Annotated in this window: 19 protein-coding genes; 9 read left to right on the top strand and 10 right to left on the bottom strand. The window is 67.1% G+C overall.

What is annotated here, in order from left to right:
• Positions 1 to 7: 7 nt before the first annotated feature.
• From AC1RB9_RS02550 to AC1RB9_RS02530, 5 genes are all read right to left on the bottom strand, one after another.
• Positions 8 to 985, bottom strand: coding sequence for a 5-oxoprolinase subunit C family protein (locus tag AC1RB9_RS02550; RefSeq protein ID WP_003163217.1), 978 nt, complete (start codon positions 983 to 985; stop codon positions 8 to 10).
• On the bottom strand, positions 975 to 1,853 hold the full coding sequence (locus AC1RB9_RS02545) for a 5-oxoprolinase subunit B family protein (protein ID WP_003103323.1): 879 nt from the start codon (positions 1,851 to 1,853) through the stop codon (positions 975 to 977). Before AC1RB9_RS02545 ends, AC1RB9_RS02550 begins: the two co-directional genes overlap by 11 nt.
• Before the next feature lies 1 nt (position 1,854).
• Complete coding sequence (locus AC1RB9_RS02540) at positions 1,855 to 3,231, bottom strand: acetyl-CoA carboxylase biotin carboxylase subunit (protein ID WP_003121791.1); 1,377 nt, start codon at positions 3,229 to 3,231, stop codon at positions 1,855 to 1,857.
• Positions 3,232 to 3,241: 10 nt separating this feature from the next.
• On the bottom strand, positions 3,242 to 3,490 hold the full coding sequence (locus AC1RB9_RS02535; RefSeq protein WP_003084813.1) for an acetyl-CoA carboxylase: 249 nt from the start codon (positions 3,488 to 3,490) through the stop codon (positions 3,242 to 3,244).
• A gap of 76 nt (positions 3,491 to 3,566) precedes the next feature.
• Entirely contained in the window at positions 3,567 to 4,325 is a 759-nt protein-coding gene (locus AC1RB9_RS02530) for a 5-oxoprolinase subunit PxpA (RefSeq protein ID WP_003103315.1), read from the bottom strand.
• Positions 4,326 to 4,442: 117 nt separating this feature from the next.
• On the opposite strand from AC1RB9_RS02530, the gene AC1RB9_RS02525 reads away from it, so the two are divergent.
• The 7 genes from AC1RB9_RS02525 (at position 4,443) to rarD (ending at position 9,903) form a co-directional block, all read left to right on the top strand.
• Positions 4,443 to 5,369, top strand: coding sequence for a LysR family transcriptional regulator (locus AC1RB9_RS02525; RefSeq protein WP_003121790.1), 927 nt, complete (start codon positions 4,443 to 4,445; stop codon positions 5,367 to 5,369).
• Positions 5,370 to 5,422: 53 nt separating this feature from the next.
• The gene (locus AC1RB9_RS02520) at positions 5,423 to 5,716 is read left to right on the top strand and encodes a hypothetical protein (protein ID WP_003084806.1); all 294 of its coding nucleotides are present in this window, start codon (positions 5,423 to 5,425) and stop codon (positions 5,714 to 5,716) included.
• Between the two features lie 138 nt (positions 5,717 to 5,854).
• Positions 5,855 to 6,580 carry a ComF family protein gene (locus AC1RB9_RS02515; RefSeq protein ID WP_003121789.1) on the top strand — a complete coding sequence of 242 codons (726 nt, stop codon included), beginning with the start codon at positions 5,855 to 5,857 and terminating at the stop codon, positions 6,578 to 6,580.
• Positions 6,581 to 6,621: 41 nt separating this feature from the next.
• Positions 6,622 to 6,942, top strand: a complete 321-nt coding sequence (locus AC1RB9_RS02510; RefSeq protein WP_003103307.1) for a YfiM family lipoprotein — start codon at positions 6,622 to 6,624, stop codon at positions 6,940 to 6,942.
• 67 nt (positions 6,943 to 7,009) lie between these two features.
• A complete protein-coding gene (locus AC1RB9_RS02505) occupies positions 7,010 to 7,768 on the top strand; it encodes a TOBE domain-containing protein (protein WP_003084796.1) in 759 nt (252 codons plus the stop codon).
• A gap of 61 nt (positions 7,769 to 7,829) precedes the next feature.
• A complete protein-coding gene (locus AC1RB9_RS02500) occupies positions 7,830 to 8,804 on the top strand; it encodes a serine/threonine protein kinase (protein ID WP_003084794.1) in 975 nt (324 codons plus the stop codon).
• 202 nt (positions 8,805 to 9,006) lie between these two features.
• A complete protein-coding gene (gene rarD / locus AC1RB9_RS02495) occupies positions 9,007 to 9,903 on the top strand; it encodes an EamA family transporter RarD (RefSeq protein WP_003121788.1) in 897 nt (298 codons plus the stop codon).
• Positions 9,904 to 10,592: 689 nt separating this feature from the next.
• On the opposite strand, the gene AC1RB9_RS02490 is transcribed toward rarD, so the two are convergent.
• Positions 10,593 to 11,108 carry a glycine cleavage system transcriptional repressor gene (locus AC1RB9_RS02490; RefSeq protein WP_003084789.1) on the bottom strand — a complete coding sequence of 172 codons (516 nt, stop codon included), beginning with the start codon at positions 11,106 to 11,108 and terminating at the stop codon, positions 10,593 to 10,595.
• Positions 11,109 to 11,139: 31 nt separating this feature from the next.
• Complete coding sequence (locus tag AC1RB9_RS02485; RefSeq protein ID WP_003105215.1) at positions 11,140 to 11,583, bottom strand: GNAT family N-acetyltransferase; 444 nt, start codon at positions 11,581 to 11,583, stop codon at positions 11,140 to 11,142.
• Positions 11,584 to 11,888: 305 nt separating this feature from the next.
• Between AC1RB9_RS02485 and AC1RB9_RS02480 the strand changes: the two genes are divergently transcribed.
• A complete protein-coding gene (locus tag AC1RB9_RS02480; RefSeq protein ID WP_003111109.1) occupies positions 11,889 to 14,066 on the top strand; it encodes a malate synthase G in 2,178 nt (725 codons plus the stop codon).
• A gap of 47 nt (positions 14,067 to 14,113) precedes the next feature.
• Here the strand turns inward: AC1RB9_RS02480 and AC1RB9_RS02475 are convergent, their stop codons facing one another.
• Positions 14,114 to 14,557 (bottom strand): hypothetical protein, encoded by a 444-nt coding sequence (locus AC1RB9_RS02475; RefSeq protein WP_003084782.1) that lies wholly within the window; start codon positions 14,555 to 14,557, stop codon positions 14,114 to 14,116.
• A 42-nt stretch (positions 14,558 to 14,599) separates the two neighbouring features.
• Positions 14,600 to 15,397 (bottom strand): 3-oxoadipate enol-lactonase, encoded by a 798-nt coding sequence (gene pcaD, locus AC1RB9_RS02470; RefSeq protein WP_003121785.1) that lies wholly within the window; start codon positions 15,395 to 15,397, stop codon positions 14,600 to 14,602.
• 103 nt (positions 15,398 to 15,500) lie between these two features.
• On the opposite strand from pcaD, the gene AC1RB9_RS02465 reads away from it, so the two are divergent.
• Positions 15,501 to 16,451 carry a LysR family transcriptional regulator gene (locus tag AC1RB9_RS02465; protein WP_003160882.1) on the top strand — a complete coding sequence of 317 codons (951 nt, stop codon included), beginning with the start codon at positions 15,501 to 15,503 and terminating at the stop codon, positions 16,449 to 16,451.
• Between the two features lie 78 nt (positions 16,452 to 16,529).
• Here AC1RB9_RS02465 and AC1RB9_RS02460 read toward each other — a convergent pair whose 3' ends face one another.
• Positions 16,530 to 17,006, bottom strand: coding sequence for a GNAT family N-acetyltransferase (locus AC1RB9_RS02460; RefSeq protein WP_003084777.1), 477 nt, complete (start codon positions 17,004 to 17,006; stop codon positions 16,530 to 16,532).
• Between the last annotated feature and the right edge of the window lie 71 nt (positions 17,007 to 17,077).

Raw genomic sequence — 17,077 nt, 5'->3', positions numbered from 1 at the left:
CGACGACTCAGCGCAGGAAGAAGTGCTGGAGTCGTTGCACTTGCCAGTTGTAACGGCGACGCGCCTCGAGACCTTCCTCCAGGCTGACGGCGACGAAACGCGCCTTCTGGTTCGGTTGCATCTGCGCCAGCCGGTTCAGGTCGGGGCTGATCACCGTGCCCAGCGTGGCATATCCCCCACCGGACACCGCATCGCGATGCAGGACGATGGGTTCGAGCCCGCCCGGTACCTGGATCGAGCCGATGGGATAGCAGGCGTCGACGATGTTGGACGGGTCCGAGCCTGCGCCGAATGGCTGTTCGCGCGGCTCGAACCGGAGCGCCGTGCCGCCCTTGAAGCGGTAGCCGGTGCGGTCCGCCTCCGAGCCGACGGACCAGGTCTCGGCGAAGAAACGCTCGACCGCGTCGGGAGTCAGGCGATGGACGTAGAGTCCGGGAACCACCCGCAAGCTCACCTCGCCGCCGACCTCCACCTGCAACGAACGCGGCAGCGCCAAGCCCTCCACGGCAGAGGGCGAGGCAGGCCCCAGGGGCAGCAGGTCGCCCTCTGCCAGCCGTCGTCCCTGCAAGCCACCGATCGTCCCCAGACCGTAGGTCGAACGGCTGCCCAGCACCTCGGGTACCGCGATGCCGCCGTCGATGGCGAGATAGCCACGGGCGCCGGCACGGATGAAATCGAACCCCAGGACCTGGCCGGCGCGAACCCGGAAGGAAGTATCCAGCGGCATCTCCGCGCCCTCCAGGCGAGGCGTCATGCGCGCCCCGCACACGGCCACCAGGGCGTCGCGCTGGAACTCCAGCTGCGGCCCCAGCAGCGCGCACTCCAACACGGCGGCGGTCGGTGCGTTGCCCACCAGCAGGTTGGCAGCGCGCAGGGCATACTGGTCGAGCGCGCCGGACGGCGGGATGCCCAGGTGATAGTGGCCTTCGCGGCCGGCGTCCTGCACCGAGGTAGCGAGGCCGGGCTTGAGCACCTTAATCGACATACAGCACCTCCTGCAGATGTTGCGTGCAGCCTCGCGGATCGGCGAGGAACGCGTCGAGATCGAAACTCACCGGGCGGATGCGCAGGTCGAATGTGCCCGCTTCGACTTCGGCCGCCATGCGCTCGTATTCGGTCCGCTCGATGGGGCGGAACTGGACGATGTCGCCAGCGCGGAAGAACACCATCGATTCCTCGAGATAGGGCAGGCCCTGGCGGGGATCGAAGATCGGCGCCGGAGTCACGCCGAACATCTGATAGCCGCCGGCACCGCGCACCGAATAGATGCAGCCGAAGCAACCGCCGTGGCCGAGGGTCAGCTTCGGCGTGTCGATGCGCGGACGCAGGTACTTGGGCACCTGCAACTGCCGCTCGCGCTCGACCATCTGGTACATGAACGGCAGGCCGGCGACGAAACCGACCATCGAGACGAACCACGGCGTGCCGCTGTGCGCCTGGATGAACGCCTGCACGTCGGCGTAGCCGTTGATCCGCGCAGCGTACTCGAGGTCGGTGGAGTCCGGGTCCTGGTGCCGGTCGCGGAAGCGCATCAGGGTCTCGTGGGTCCAGGGGTCGTTGTACAACACCGGCACTTCGACGATACGCGTCTCGATGCTGCGCGCGGCGACCGCCTCGACCTCCAGGCCGCGTACGGTCTCCAGCAGCGCCTGCGGGGCCAGCCGGTCGGGGTCGAAGCGGACCTGGAACGAGGCGTTGGCCAGGCATACGTCGAGCACCCCGGGCAATTGCAGGGTCTCGATGGCGCGGGTGATCGCCATGCCGCGGAAGAAGGCTTCCAGCGACATGGACTCGGCGACCTCGGCGAACAGGTGCTCGTCGCCGCCGAAGCTGTAGCGGATGTTGGCATGCATCTCAAACCTCCTGCGCGGCGGCGGTCCGCTCGGCGAGCCAGGTTTCCAGGGTAGCGGTATCGAACTGCGCGGCCTGTACCCGCGCATCGGCGAGCAGCCAGCGGTGCAGCGGCAGGGTAGTGGCCATGCCGGCCAGCACGGTGCGCTCCAGCGCCTGGCGCGCGCGGGCGAACGCTTCGTCGCGGTCGCGACCATGGACGATCAGCTTGGCCAGCAACGAATCGTAGTACGGCGGCACCCGGTAGCCGGGATACAGGTGGCTGTCCACTCGCACGCCCTCGCCCTGCGGCCATTCCAGGCGCTCCACGGTGCCGGGGCTGGGGAAGAAATTGCGCGTCGGGTCTTCGGCGTTGATCCGCATCTCCAGCGCCGCGCCGTTCAGGCGAATGTCCTCCTGGCGCCAGGGCAGCGCCTCGCCGGCGGCGATGCGCAGCATAGCCTGGACCAGGTCGATGCCGGTGACCATCTCGCTGACCGGATGCTCGACCTGGATACGGGTGTTCATCTCGATGAAGAAGAACTCGCCGCTGTGCGCGTCGAACAGGTATTCCAGGGTGCCCGCGCCACGATAGCCGAGACTCTGCGCCAGGCGCACCGCGCTCTCGCAGAGGGCCTGGCGCTGCGCGCCGTCCAGCGCCGCCGAAGGTGCCTCCTCGAAGACCTTCTGGCGCCGCCGCTGCAGCGAGCATTCGCGTTCGAACAGATGCACCGCGCGCTCGCCATCGCCGAGGATCTGCACTTCGATGTGCCGTGCCTGGCGGATGAAGCGCTCCAGGTACACCGCCGGCGAACCGAAGGCGGCCTGCGCCTCGCGCTGGGCGATGGGGAATTCCCGACGCAGTTCGTCGGCGTCGTGGGCGATACGGATGCCACGCCCGCCGCCGCCAGCGGAGGCCTTGACCAGCAGCGGATAGCCGACCTCTTCGGCGCAGGCCAGCGCCGCGTCGAGGTCGTCCAGCTCGCCGGGCGAGCCCGGCACCACCGGCACCCCGGCGGCCATCGCGGTACGCCGCGCCTCGGCCTTGTCGCCCATGCGGCGGATGGTCTGCGCATCCGGACCGACGAAGACCAGGCCGGCCGCCTGCACCGCTTCGGCGAAGGCGGGGTTCTCGGAGAGGAAACCGTAGCCGGGATGGATCGAGTCGGCACCGGTTTCCCGCGCCGCCATGAGAATCGCCTCGATATCCAGGTAGCTCCGGTCGGCCCGCGCAGGGCCGATCAGGCGTACCTCATCGGCCAGCCGCGCGGCCAGCGAATCGCGATCCGCCTCGCTGCACACCGCTACCGTGGGAATGCCCAGTGCCTGCGCGGCGCGGATGATGCGCACGGCGATCTCGCCGCGATTGGCCACCAGCAGCTTGTTCAGTCGCTTGTGCATGGCATCCTCCTCAGGTAGCGCTGGCGATCACCGCCAGCACCTGGCCCGGCTCGATGGCCTCGCCATCTTCCACGTGGAACGCCTGGAGTATGCCGGCCTGCCCGGCCTGCACTTCGGAAAACTGCTTCATCACCTCGATCAGCCCGATCACGCTGCCGGCCTCGACCGCCTGCCCGACCTCCGCGTAGGGCGGCGCGTCGGGGCTGGCCTTGCGATAGAAGGTGCCGGGCAAGGGGGACTGCACGTTATGTTCGGCCATGACGAATCCTCATTATTCGAACGTTGTAGGAAATGGCAGAAAAGCTTGTCGCGAGGCTCGCCGAGGCGAGCGGCGCTCAACGCGGCGCCTTGATGCGGATGCCGGCGCCCTCCAGGCGCGCACGGGTGCTGGCGACCAGCTCCAGGGCACCGGGGGTATCGCTGTGGATGCACACCGAGTCGAAGGCGATGTCGAGGTCCTCGCCCTCGACGGTGCGCACCTTGCCCTCGCGGCAGGCGCGCAGGACCTTGTCGGCGACCTGCTGCGGATCGAGGGCGGCGACCCGCCGGGTGAAGACGATGGAGCCGCTGCGGTCGTAGTCGCGGTCGGCGTAGAACTCGCGCACCAGCGGCTGGCCCAGTTCCCGGCCGATGCGCCAGGTGGCCGAACCGGGCATGCAATAGAGCAGCAGTTCCGGTTCCAGGCGTTGCAGGGTCTCGACGAACAGGCGCGCGGCGACCTCGTCCCGCGCCAGGTGCATGTAGAGCGCGCCGTGGGGCTTGACGTGTTGCAGCGACAGGCCCTGCAGCCGGGCGAATTCGCGCAGTGCGCCAAGCTGGTAGAGCATGTCGTTGACCAGCTCGATGGCCGGCGCGGCGATGTGCCGACGCCCGAAGCCGACCAGGTCGCGGAAGCCCGGATGGGCGCCGATGGCCACGCCATGCTCGGCGGCCATCTCCACGGTGCGGCGCATGCTGCTCGGGTCGCCGGCATGGAAACCGGTGGCGATGTTGGCGCTGCTGATCAGCGGCATGATCGCCGCGTCCACGCCATCGCCGATGGTCCATGGGCCGAAGCCTTCGCCCATGTCGGAATTGAGGTCGACTTCAGTCATTGCCCGCAGGCCTCATCTGTCTTGTTGTTGGATGGAGCCACGGTAAAAGCCGGGAAAGGTATTGGGTAGATTTATTATTCGATAGACTGGTTTCTGAAAAACAGATACCTCCTCCGGATGCTCCCCATGGCCCTGACCCTCCGCCAGGTTCGCTACTTCATCGCCACCGCCGAGTTCGGCCAGATATCCCAGGCCGCCATCCACCTGAACATCTCGCAGTCGGCGGTGACCAGCGCGATCCAGGAACTGGAAAGCATGCTCGGCGTCGCCCTGTTCACCCGCACGGCGCAGGGCATGAACCTGACCGACAGCGGCCGGCACTTCCTCAACCACGCCTATTCGATCCAGCGCAGCGTCGACGACGCGCTCAACAGCCCGCAACCGGACACCCGGGTCGAAGGCACCCTGAAGGTCGCCGCCAGCTATACCGTGATGGGCTATTTCCTCCCCCACCACCTGCAACGCCTGGCGCAGTGGTACCCGGAACTGGAGCTGCAACTGTTCGAGGACGAGCGCGCCAGCATCGAGCGCGGCCTCCTCGACGGTCGCTACGACATCGCCGTGCTGCTCACCGGCAATCTCACCGAGCCCGGGATCGCCGCCGAAACCCTGTTCAACTCCGAGCGCCGGTTGTGGCTGCCCAGCCGCCATCCGCTGGGCGAGAAGGCCGACCTGGGCCTTGCCGACGTGGCCGGCGAGCCCTACATCATGCTCACCGTCGACGAGGCCGGGCAGAGCGCGCTGCGCTACTGGCAACAGAGCGGACACCGGCCACAGGTGATCCTCCATACCAGTTCGGTGGAAGCGGTGCGCAGCATGGTCGCCAACGGCTCCGGCGTGGCCATCCTCTCCGACTTGGTGTACCGGCCCTGGTCGCTGGAAGGCAAACGCATCGAGACGCTATCGCTGGTCGACCCGGTGCCGTCGATGAGCGTCGGCCTGGCCTGGCGCCGCGACACCGAAGCGAGCGCCGGGATGCGCGCGTTCCGCGAATACTTCCGCCAGTCGTTCCTCGCTCCGCAGCAAAGCAGCAGCCGGCGCTGAACCCGGCGGCTAATCTCTGATCCAACGCTGGGAACACTCAGGACAGGACACTCATGGGTACAGAAGGCTTTTTCGACGGACTGGGCGAGATGCTGGGCAGGGCGATCCGCTTCGTGGTGGACCTGCTCTCCGGCCTGCTGGGCGGCATCTGGGGCGCCATGGACGACTTCCTCCACGGCCTGGCCAGGGCCATCGGCATGGACGCATCGCTGTTCAGCTTCGTCTTCCTGGTGCTCGGCCTGTTGCTGCTCTACAGCGGTATACGCGCCTTCATGCGCCGCTCGATAGTCGGCGGGGTGATCTGGACGGTGCTCGGCCTGATCGTCATGAGCTGGCTCATCCACTGATCCACGCGTCGGCCGTTTCCGCAAGGAGCGAAGGAAGGTTTCGGTTATCCACAGGCGAGTTCCGAACCCGCTGGCAACGGCTGGTCGGCGGCGCGCGCCTGCGGTTGCATGGTGCGACATCCGCCAGGAAGTCCCGCCATGTCGTTCCCGCTTCGTCCTCTCACGCGCTGGCTTTTGCCGCCGCCGGCCTGCCTGCTCTGCGCCGCCCGCAGCGACCAGCCGGCCCGCCCGCTGTGCCGCGCCTGTGCCGCCGACCTGCCCTGGTCGCGCCAGCAGTGCCGGCGCTGCGCCCTGCCCCTGCCGCTGGACGGCCAGGTGTGCGGCGAGTGCCTGCGCCGCCCGCCGTCCTATGAACAGGCGATCGCGCCCTGGCGCTACGCCTTTCCGCTCGACAGCCTGATCAACCGCTTCAAGCACCAGGCGGCCTGGCCGCTGGGGCGGCTGCTCGGCGAGTTGCTGGCGGAACACCTGCGGCAACGCTACGCCGAAGGCCTGCCGCGCCCGGCACGCCTGCTGCCGGTCCCGCTGGCGCCACGGCGCGAACGTCGTCGCGGCTTCAACCAGGCGCAACAGCTCGCCGAGCGACTGGCTGGCGAGCTGGACCTGCGCTGCGATCCGCACAGCCTGCGGCGAGTGCTGGATACTCCGGCCCAGCAGGGACTGGACGCGACGGTGCGGCGGCGCAACCTGCGCCACGCCTTCGCCCTGGCGCCCGCCAGCGATGTTCGCGGGCTGCACCTGGCACTGGTGGACGACGTGCTCACCACCGGGGCCACCGCCGAGCGCCTTTCCCGCCTGTTGCGCCGGGCGGGCGCCGCGCGGGTCGACGTCTACTGCCTGGCGCGCACGCCGAAGCCCGGCTGAGCTGGGCTAAACTGCCGCGCAACCGATACGGGAGAGGATCCATGCGCGCACTGCTGGTCGCGGCCTGCCTGTTGCTCGGCGGTTGCAGCCATTTCGCCGAAGACGACTGGCTGGGCGAAGACAAAGCCCTGCATTTCGCCAGTTCCGCGGCCCTTGCCGCGGCGGGCATGCAGATGGCCCACGACCGCGGCCTGCGCGGCGCTCGCCAGGCACGCTTCGGCCTGAGCTTCTCGCTCGCCTTCGGCGTCGGCAAGGAGTTCTACGACAGCCGTTCCGCCGGCAGCGGCTGGAGCTGGAAGGACCTCGCCTGGGACCTGGCCGGCGCCGCCGCCGGCTACGGTCTCTACCAGGCCGCCGAGTGACGCCCTTGCGTTTTGCCCATGGCTGTTGGAGCCTTCGCCGTATACGTCCGCTCATAGCGAAGCCTCCATGTCCGCACTCTCCACTCTCGCCCAGCACGTCACCCGTCGCCCGCAACGCATCGCCCTGCTCGCGCAGATCGCCGAACTGGGCTCCATCACCCGTGCGGCGAAGGCCGTGGGCATCAGCTACAAGGGCGCCTGGGACGCCATCGACGAACTGAACAACCTGGCCGAGCGTCCGCTGGTCGAGCGTAGCGTCGGCGGCAAGGGCGGCGGCGGCGCCCGGCTGACCGCCGAGGGCGAACGCCTGCTGGCTCTCTACCGGCGCCTGGAAGCCTTGCAAGCGCAGGTGTTGCAGGCCGCGGAAGACGCCGAGGACCTCAACCTGATCGGCCGCCTGATGCTCCGCACCAGCGCACGCAACCAATTGCACGGGCGGGTCCTGTCGATCCATGGCGAAGGCTTCCACGACCGCATCGCCATCGAGCTGCCAGGCCAGCAACGCATCGAGGCGCTGATCACCCGCGCCAGCACCGAGCAACTCGAACTCGGTCGCGGCCGCCCGGTACTGGCGCTGATCAAGGCCGGCTGGCTGGACGTCGGGCTGGAACCGCGCGAGGACCAGCCGAACCAGTTGCACGGCACCCTGGAGGAAATCCTCGCGGCCAAGGCCGGTCCCAGCGAGGTGCGCATCGCCCTGGGCAGCGGTCTTACCCTCTGCGCGCTGCTGTCCGGCGAACGACTGGCCAGCCTGGGGCTGAAGAAGGGCCAGAAGGTGATCGCCTCCTTCGATCCAGCCCAGGTCCTGCTCGGCACGCCGCTGTGAACCTGCCGGCCCGCGCCGGCTTGCGTACACTAGGGGTCTTTCGAGCCTTGGATGCCCCGTCATGTCCCATCCCTTCGACCAACTGACCCCCGACCTCGTCCTGGATGCCGTGGAAAGCCTCGGCTATCTCAGCGACGCACGGGTGCTGGCGCTCAACAGCTACGAAAACCGCGTGTACCAGGTCGGCATCGAGGACGGCGAGCCGCTGATCGCCAAGTTCTACCGACCGGACCGCTGGAGCGACGCGGCGATCCGCGAGGAGCACGCCTTCTCCGCCGAGCTGGCGGAATGCGAGGTGCCGGTGGTGGCGCCGCTGTCGCGCGACGGCGAAAGCCTGTTCGCATTCTCCGGCTTCCGCTTCGCCCTGTTCCCCCGGCGCGGCGGGCGCGCGCCCGAGCCGGGCAATCTCGACCAGCTCTACCGCCTCGGCCAGTTGCTCGGCCGCCTGCACGCGGTCGGCGCCACGCGGCCGTTCGAGCACCGCGAGGCGCTCGCTGTGGATAACTTCGGCCACGCCTCGCTGGCCACCCTGCTGGAAGGCAATTTCATCCCCAGGAGCCTGCTGCCGGCCTACGAGTCGGTCGCCCGCGACCTGCTGAAACGCCTCGACGCCCTGTTCGCCGAGGTGCCCTACCAGCCGATCCGCCTGCACGGCGACTGCCATCCGGGCAACCTGCTGTGCCGCGACGAGGTCTACCACATGGTCGATCTCGACGACTGCCGCATGGGCCCGGCCCTCCAGGACCTGTGGATGATGCTCGCCGGCGAGCGCCACGAACGCCTGGCGCAGATTGCCGAACTGGTCGACGGCTACAACGAGTTCCACGACTTCGACCCGCGCCAGCTACCGCTGCTCGAAGGCCTGCGCAGCCTCCGCCTGATGCACTACAGCGCCTGGCTCGCGCGGCGCTGGGACGACCCGGCGTTCCCGCCGAGCTTCCCCTGGTTCGGCAGCGAACGTTACTGGGGCGAGCAGGTGCTGGTGCTGCGCGAACAACTGGCGGCGCTGGACGAGGAACCGCTGCGACTGTTCTGAGCCTCCTGCGGACGGGGCGAATGGCGCGCGGCGCTATCCGTCCCGCCGCGTGGCAGGCGAGGGAACGGCAAGTGTGCCGGTGCTTTTCCGCGGGAACTGTGCGCAGACAAGCTCGCCACCCCCCTACTAGAATTCACAGGTCATCCGCGCGTGCATACCGTGCACGGCCATTCTTACCTGCCTGACGTTTCAAGGATTCTCCATGGCGACCGCCAACCTCCGTCGGGGCTATGTCCTCGGCCTGACGGCTTATGTGATCTGGGGACTGTTCCCGCTCTACTTCAAACTGCTCGAACGCATTCCCGCGGTGGAAATCATCGTCCAGCGCGCGGTCTGGTCGGCCCTGTTCGGCGCCGTCCTGCTGCTGTTCTGGAAGCACCCGGGCTGGTGGCGCGAGCTGCGCCAGAATCCGCAGCGCTTCGTCGTGCTGGCCGCCAGCGGACTGCTGATCGCCAGCAACTGGATGACCTATGTCTGGGCGGTGAACAACGGCCACATGCTGGAAGCCAGCCTGGGCTACTACATCAATCCGCTGATCAACGTGATGCTCGGCATGTTGCTGCTCAAGGAACGCCTGCGTCCCCTGCAATGGCTGGCAGTGGCCCTGGCTTCGCTGGGCGTGGCGCAGCAGGTCTGGCAACTCGGCAGCCTGCCCTGGGTGTCGCTGGTGCTGGCCCTGACCTTCGGCTTCTACGGCCTGATCCGCAAAAAGGCGCCGGTCGCCGCGCTGCCCGGACTGGTGGTGGAAACCTGGCTGCTGCTGCCGCTGGCGCTGGTCTGGTTGCTGTTGTTCGCCGACGGGCCGACCAGCGAAACGGCTTTCTGGAGCACCCCGGAAGCCCTGTGGGTGGTCGCCGCGGGCCCGGTGACGCTGGTTCCGCTGGTCTGCTTCAACGCTGCGGCAAGGCACCTGCCCTACGCCACCCTGGGCTTCCTGCAATACCTGGCGCCGACGCTGGTCCTGCTACAGGCGATCCTGCTGTTCGGCGAGCATCTGGACTCCAGCCGCCTGACCGCCTTCGCTTTCATCTGGCTCGCCCTGGCCGTCTACAGCTTCGACGCCTGGCGCAGCCTACGCCGCCTTCCCCAGCCGGGCTGACGTTATCCCCAGGCTTGCGGAACTCCGCAAGCCTGGCGAAAAAACACGCACTCCTTCCTATCCCCCGCCAATACTGACGCTCAGCGATCCACCCCAGGCTTTTCCACAGGATCATGCACGCACTTTGTGCATAGACCTGCCTTCTCCTCTCCGCAGGCACGTGGATAACTCGTCGGAAGAGGCCCTGCAAAGCGCCTGATCAGTCTTTGAGCATACCGCTGCATGCCAGGCTTACCAAGGGTTACAACGATATACACAAGGCTTATCCACAAAGCTGCCCAAGGCTTTTGTGAGCAACTGTGGATGAACCGGAAAAGCCATCGATCAAAAAACGTACGGACACCTGGATTACCGATGGATAAAGGCCTGCATGGATTTTTCCCCGGCTTACCCACAGACTGCTCCACGTCATTTGTGCACAGGGGCAACGATAGCGGCGAAGGTTAATCCACAAGCAAAAGCGCAAGAGAGGCTGCTCAGAAAACGATCAAACCCTTGTATCGCCCATGGATAAAGGCCTGCAAGGTTATCCACACAGAATACCCACAGGCTGGTCCACCTGGTTTGGGAATAACCGCAACGCAGCTGGTCAAAAAACGCGCTACGACCTCCAAGCCTCGCGGCGCCTGGGCTTCAGGGTTTCACCCAAGGCTTTTCCACAGGCCCGTCCCCGGCTTTCCTGAACAACTTCAGGACGCGTCCAGCACCAACTCCACCATCAGGTCGTCGGCCAGGTCTTCCAGTCGCTCGCGCAGGGTGTCCAGCGACAGGGTCAGCGGCACCGCCAGCAGCGCATCGGCATGGAACAGCGGTTCGCTGCTCATCGGCGCCGGGCGCACTTCGGTGGACAGGCTCTCCAGGTTCACCCCGTGCTCGGCCAGCAGCCGGGTGATGTCACGCACGATACCGGGGCGGTCGTTGCCCACCAGGTCGAGGTGGATAGGCTTCCAGTTGCATACCGGCTCGATCCCGCTTTCCGCCAGGAGCACGCGGATACCGTGGCTGGACAGGCCCTGTAGCCCTTCCACCAGTTCGTCGTAGCCTTCCGCCGGCACGGCCACCCGCAGTATCCCGGCGAACTGCCCGGCCATCCGCGACATGCGGCTTTCCAGCCAGTTGCCGCCGTGGGAGGCGATGCATTGGGCGATGCGCTCGACCAGGCCGGGATGGTCGGTGGCGATCACGGTCAGGACCAGGTGATCCATGAGCTTGCCTCCTGCAGGGACGAATGGGAGTTCAGAGCTGCAGCCAGTAAGTGTAGAACTGTTCGTCACGGACATAGCCGAGGCGCTCGTAGAGCGACTGCCCGGCGTGGTTGGTCTTCGCCGTCTCCAGTTGCAGGCCGCAGGCGCCCATGCTTTCGGCGAAACCCCGGGCCTGGTTCATCAGGGCCTCGCCGACACCCCGGCGACGCGCCTCCGGGCGGACGTAGAGATCGCTGAGCAGCCACGAAGGTCGTAGCGCCAGGGAGGCGAACAGCGGATAGAGTTGGACGAAGCCCAGCGCCCGCGCCTCGGCATCCCTGGCCAGGAACAGGGTCGAATCGCCCTGGCGCAGGCGCTCGGCGAGGAATGCGCGAACCTGCTCTTCCGGCGCCGGCACTTCGTAGAAGTCGAGGTAGGCGGAAAACAGCGGAACCAGGTCGGCGAGATCGGCGAGGGATGCGGCATGGACGGGCATGGCGAGGCTCCTGGGGCGATTCCGGAGTATAGGCAAGGCGCTCGCAGCGCAGTGAAACATCCTGCGACGCCGCGCCGCAGTTGGGCTCGCGATAAATCGTGTACTGTTTTTAGATTTATCTGGAACAAAGTACAGTTTTTTTGCGAACATTGAGCCTGGCCAACGTGACCGTGAAGCGTCATCCAGTCGTAACGCGACGCGTAACCACTGATTTTTCCCGCGGCATCATGTAGTATGCCGCGGCTCGGACTACAAGGCCGTGCGGCCCGGGTCCAGAGCTGGTCTAGAGCAGAGTGAGGCAAACAATGACTGAACGCGTTCAAGTCGGTGGCCTGCAGGTCGCCAAAGTCCTGTTCGACTTCGTGAACAACGAAGCCATCCCCGGAACCGGCGTCTCTGCCGACACGTTCTGGACCGGTGCGGAGGCCGTGATCAACGACCTGGCGCCGAAGAATAAAGCCCTGCTCGCCAAGCGCGACGAACTCCAGGCCAAGATCGACGGCTGGCACCAGGCTCGCGCCGGCCAGGCCCACGACGCCGCTGCCTACAAGGCCTTCCTCGAGGAAATCGGCTACCTGCTGCCCGAGGCGGAAGACTTCCAGGCCGGCACCCAGAACGTCGACGACGAGATCGCCCGCATGGCCGGCCCGCAGCTGGTGGTGCCGGTGATGAATGCGCGCTTCGCCCTCAACGCCTCCAACGCCCGCTGGGGCTCGCTGTACGACGCACTCTACGGCACCGACGTGATCAGCGAAGAAGGCGGCGCCGAGAAAGGCAAGGGCTACAACAAGGTTCGCGGCGACAAGGTCATCGCCTTCGCTCGCGCCTTCCTCGACGAGGCCGCGCCGCTGGAGTCCGGCTCCCATGTCGACGCCACGTCCTACAGCGTGAAGAACGGCGCGCTGGTCGTCGCGCTGAAGAACGGCAGCGAAACCGCCCTGAAGAACGCTGGCCAGTTCCTTGCCTTCCAGGGCGACGCCGCCAAGCCGCAAGCGGTACTGCTCAAGCACAACGGCCTGCACTTCGAAATCCAGATCGACCCCAGCAGCCCGGTCGGCCAGACCGATGCCGCAGGCGTGAAGGACGTGCTGATGGAGGCCGCCCTCACCACCATCATGGACTGCGAGGACTCGGTCGCCGCGGTCGACGCCGACGACAAGGTAGTGATCTACCGCAACTGGCTGGGCCTGATGAAAGGCGACCTGGCCGAGGAAGTCAGCAAGGGCGGCAGCACCTTCACCCGCACCATGAACCCGGACCGCGTCTACACCAGGGCCGACGGTTCCGAACTGACCCTGCACGGCCGCTCGCTGCTGTTCGTGCGCAACGTCGGCCACTTGATGACCAACGATGCGATCCTCGACAAGGACGGCAACGAAGTGCCGGAAGGCATCCAGGACGGCCTTTTCACCAGCCTGATCGCCATTCATGACCTGAACGGCAACACCAGCCGCAAGAACAGCCGCACCGGCAGCGTGTATATCGTCAAGCCGAAGATGCACGGTCCGGAAGAAGCCGCCTTCACCAACGAGCTGTTCGGCCGCGTCGAGGACGTCCTCGGCCTGCCGCGCAACACCCTGAAGGTCGGCATCATGGACGAGGAGCGCCGCACCACCGTGAACCTGAAGGCCTGCATCAAGGCGGCCAAGGATCGCGTGGTGTTCATCAACACCGGCTTCCTCGACCGCACCGGCGACGAGATCCACACCTCCATGGAAGCCGGCGCCGTGGTGCGCAAGGGCGCCATGAAGTCGGAGAAGTGGATCGGCGCCTACGAGAACAACAACGTCGACGTCGGCCTGGCCACCGGCCTGCAAGGCAAGGCGCAGATCGGCAAGGGCATGTGGGCCATGCCCGACCTGATGGCCGCCATGCTCGAGCAGAAGATCGGCCATCCGCTGGCCGGCGCCAACACCGCCTGGGTCCCGTCGCCGACCGCCGCGACCCTGCACGCCCTGCATTACCACAAGGTCGACGTGTTCGCCCGCCAGGCCGAGCTGGCCAAGCGCACCCCGGCCTCGGTGGACGATATCCTGACCATTCCGCTGGCGCCGAACACCAACTGGACCGCGGAAGAGATCAAGAACGAGGTGGACAACAACGCCCAGGGCATCCTCGGCTATGTCGTCCGCTGGATCGACCAGGGCGTCGGCTGCTCCAAGGTGCCGGACATCAACGACGTCGGTCTGATGGAAGACCGCGCCACCCTGCGCATCTCCAGCCAGCTGCTGGCCAACTGGCTGCGTCACGGCGTGATCAGCCAGGAGCAGGTGGTCGAGAGCCTCAAGCGCATGGCCGTGGTGGTCGACCGGCAGAACGCCAGCGACCCGTCCTACCGGCCGATGGCGCCGAACTTCGACGACAACGTCGCGTTCCAGGCCGCCCTGGAGCTGGTGGTGGAAGGCACCCGGCAGCCGAACGGCTATACCGAGCCGGTCCTGCATCGCCGCCGCCGCGAGTTCAAGGCGAAGAACGGGCTGTAGGCCGTTCGCCGCAGCGCAACGAAAAGCCGCCCCGAGGGGCGGCTTTTTCATTTCTTCGGGTAGCCATGCACACGCTCCCAACAGTCGTCGCGCAGCTCCTCGGCGTGGCTACGGATGCTGTCCCAACCGTTCTGCCGCAGCGCCTCCCGGGCCTCTCGACGTACCGCCTGCCATCCGGGGTGGGCATAGATGTCGAAGTCGAAGCAGCCCAGCGCTTCCTCGGGCAGCTCGTTGCACAGCGCCCAGACACGCCTCAAGGCATCGCGAAAATTCCCGGCCTGGTGACCCGGACAGCCTTCGAGCCACTCGTGCAACGGCACGATCTTCTCCGACCAGGTAGAGCAGCCCGGGCAACTGCCGATGGTCTCTCTCTGCATGGCACCGTCAAGGGCCAGGAAATCGAGCGCCAGGAACGCCTCTGCGCTGAGCAGGACCCATCGATGCTCATCCTGCCCGTACCACGTCCAGATGAAACTGCCCGGCTCGTTCATGTCGGCTCCTGCGCCGAGGGAAAAGCCGCGACGATAGCCTAATCAGGCTGCGCCGAGAAAGCTCAGCACCGCGCCTTCGAACGCCTGCGGGAACTCGACGTTCGACAGATGCACCGCCGGCAGCGTAACCAGCCTGGCCCCGGCAATCGACGTGGCGATCAGCTCGCCGTGGCTGGCGGCGGTGACCGTGTCGTACGCCCCTGCGATCACCAGGGTCGGCCGCTCGATCCGCGCCAGTTGCGCGCGCAGGTCGGTATCGCGCACCGCCGCGAAGGAGCCGGCCAGGCCGTGCCGGTTGGTGGCCATGAGCATCGCCCGGAAGCGCTCGACGACGGGCTCGGCGCGCTCCAGCAGCGCCGGCGGAAACCAGTTGCCGAGGAAGCCCGCGGCGGTCTCGCTCATGTCCTCGGCCTGCAGCACCGCGGCGATGCGCTCGTCCCACTGCGCCGCCGGGCCGAGCCAGGCCGAGGTGTTGGCCAGCACCAGCCGCTCGATCCGCTGCGGCGCATGCAGCGCCAGCCACTGGCCGACGATCCCGCCCAGGGACAGGCCGAGGAAATGCGCGCGCCGTACCTCCAGCGCGTCGAACAGCTCCAGTACGTCCTCGCCCAGCCGGGCCAGGGTATAGGGCCCCGGCGGCACGCTGGAGGCGCCATGGCCACGGGCGTCGTAGCGCAGGACGCGGAAGTGCCGGGTCAGTGCCGGGAGTTGTGCATCCCACATGTGCAGGGTGGTACCGATGGAGTTGGAGAGCGCCAGCAGCGGTTTCTCCGCCGCACCGTCCAGGCGATAGGCGAGGCTGGCGCCATCGCTGGTAGCGAGAAAAGACAGGTTGCCCATGGGAGCCTCCGGGGTCAGGGTGATTGCCATGCACGCCAGGCTAGTTGCGACGGCCCCTGGGAAAAACTACAAAGAATGGAACGACTCTGTCAGGGAAGCTGACATGCACGATTTCACCCTCCACGACCTCCAATGCTTCGACGCAGTGGTCGACGCCGGCGGCTTCCAGGCCGCCGCACAGCGCCTGCACCGCTCCCATCCGGCGGTGTTCGCCGCCGTTGCCAGGCTGGAGCGCCAGCTCGGCCTGGTGCTGCTGGAACGGGGCGGCTACCGGGTCGGCCTGACCGCCGCCGGTCGCTCCTTCCACCAGCGTGCCCAGGCCCTGCTCTACGAACTGGAAGGGCTGCGGGGCCACGCCGCGCACCTGGCCCAGGGCGAGGAAAGCGAGCTGCGCGTGGTACTGGGCGACCTCTGCCCGCCGCGCCCGGCCCTGGCGCTGCTCGCAGGGTTCTTCGGCAGCCAGCCGCAGACCCGCCTGCAATTGCTGTTCGAAACCGTCAGCGGCCCGCTGGAGCGCCTGCTGGACGGCGAGGCCGACCTGATCCTGCATCGCGTGGACAAGTCCGACCCACGCCTGGAATGGCTCGACCTGTGCAGGGTCGGGCTGGTCCCGGTCATCGCACCGGGCCTGCTCGGCGATCCTCCGCCGCGACCGGTGCGCCCGGAACAACTGCGCCCCTTCGCCCAGTGCGTGATGCGCGACAGCGCCCGCCATTCTCCGCCGACGGACTATTTCATGCTCGCCGGCGCGCGACAGTGCAGCGTGCCGGACCAGCGAACGAAGAAAGAGGTGATCCTCCAGGGCCTCGGCTGGGGGCACCTGCCGGACTTCCTGGTCGACGAGGAACTGGCCGACGGCCGCCTGCTCGCACTGGCCGGGCCGCATCTGCCAGGACGCAGCGAAGAGGTGGTGGCGGCGCGCCGGCGCGATCGCGCGCAGGGCCCGGTAGCGGAACGCCTGTGGGCGTTCCTGCGGGACAACGCTACAGCGCTACGGGAGAGCGGCATGGATACCGGTGGCGATGACTCGGCAGGCGCCAGGCGTCCTCGGTGAGAAACTGGCGGATATCGCCAGGCGCTATTCGCCCTACCCCCACACACTCCCCCGGCATCAACGTCGGCTTGCCGCCAGCTACTCCGCCATCTTGCGCAACGCCTCGCCATCCAGCCGGTAGCGCACCCACTCGTCCTGCGGCAGCGCGCCGATGGAGCGGTAGAAGTCGATGGCCGGCTGGTTCCAGTCCAGCACGCTCCACTCCAGGCGTCCGCAGTCGTTGGCCACGGCCTCGCGGGCCAGCTCGCGGAGCAGCCGGCGACCGGCGCCGACGCCACGGTACTCAGGGGTGACGTAGAGGTCTTCGAGGTAGATGCCGTTGCGCCCCAGCCAGGTCGAGTAGCTGTAGAAATACACCGCATAGCCGATCGGCCGGCCTTCGCTCAGGCACATCAGCGCGCGGGTCGGCGAGCCTTCGGCGAACAGGCTGCGGCGGATGCCTTCGACATCGGTGACCACCTCATGGCGGGCGCGCTCGTAGTCGGCCAGTTCGATGATGAAGGCAAGGATCTGTTCGGCGTCGGCCGGTACGGCGGGACGGATTTCGAGAGTCATGGGCAACCTTCCGGTGGGGGATCCGGCCATCCTAGTGCGCCTGCTAAGATGCATGAAGTGCATTCTTCTCA

It is taken from the genome of Pseudomonas sp. 20-5 (genome assembly GCF_056782835.1).
This window is presented reverse-complemented; position numbering and strand designations above follow the sequence as displayed.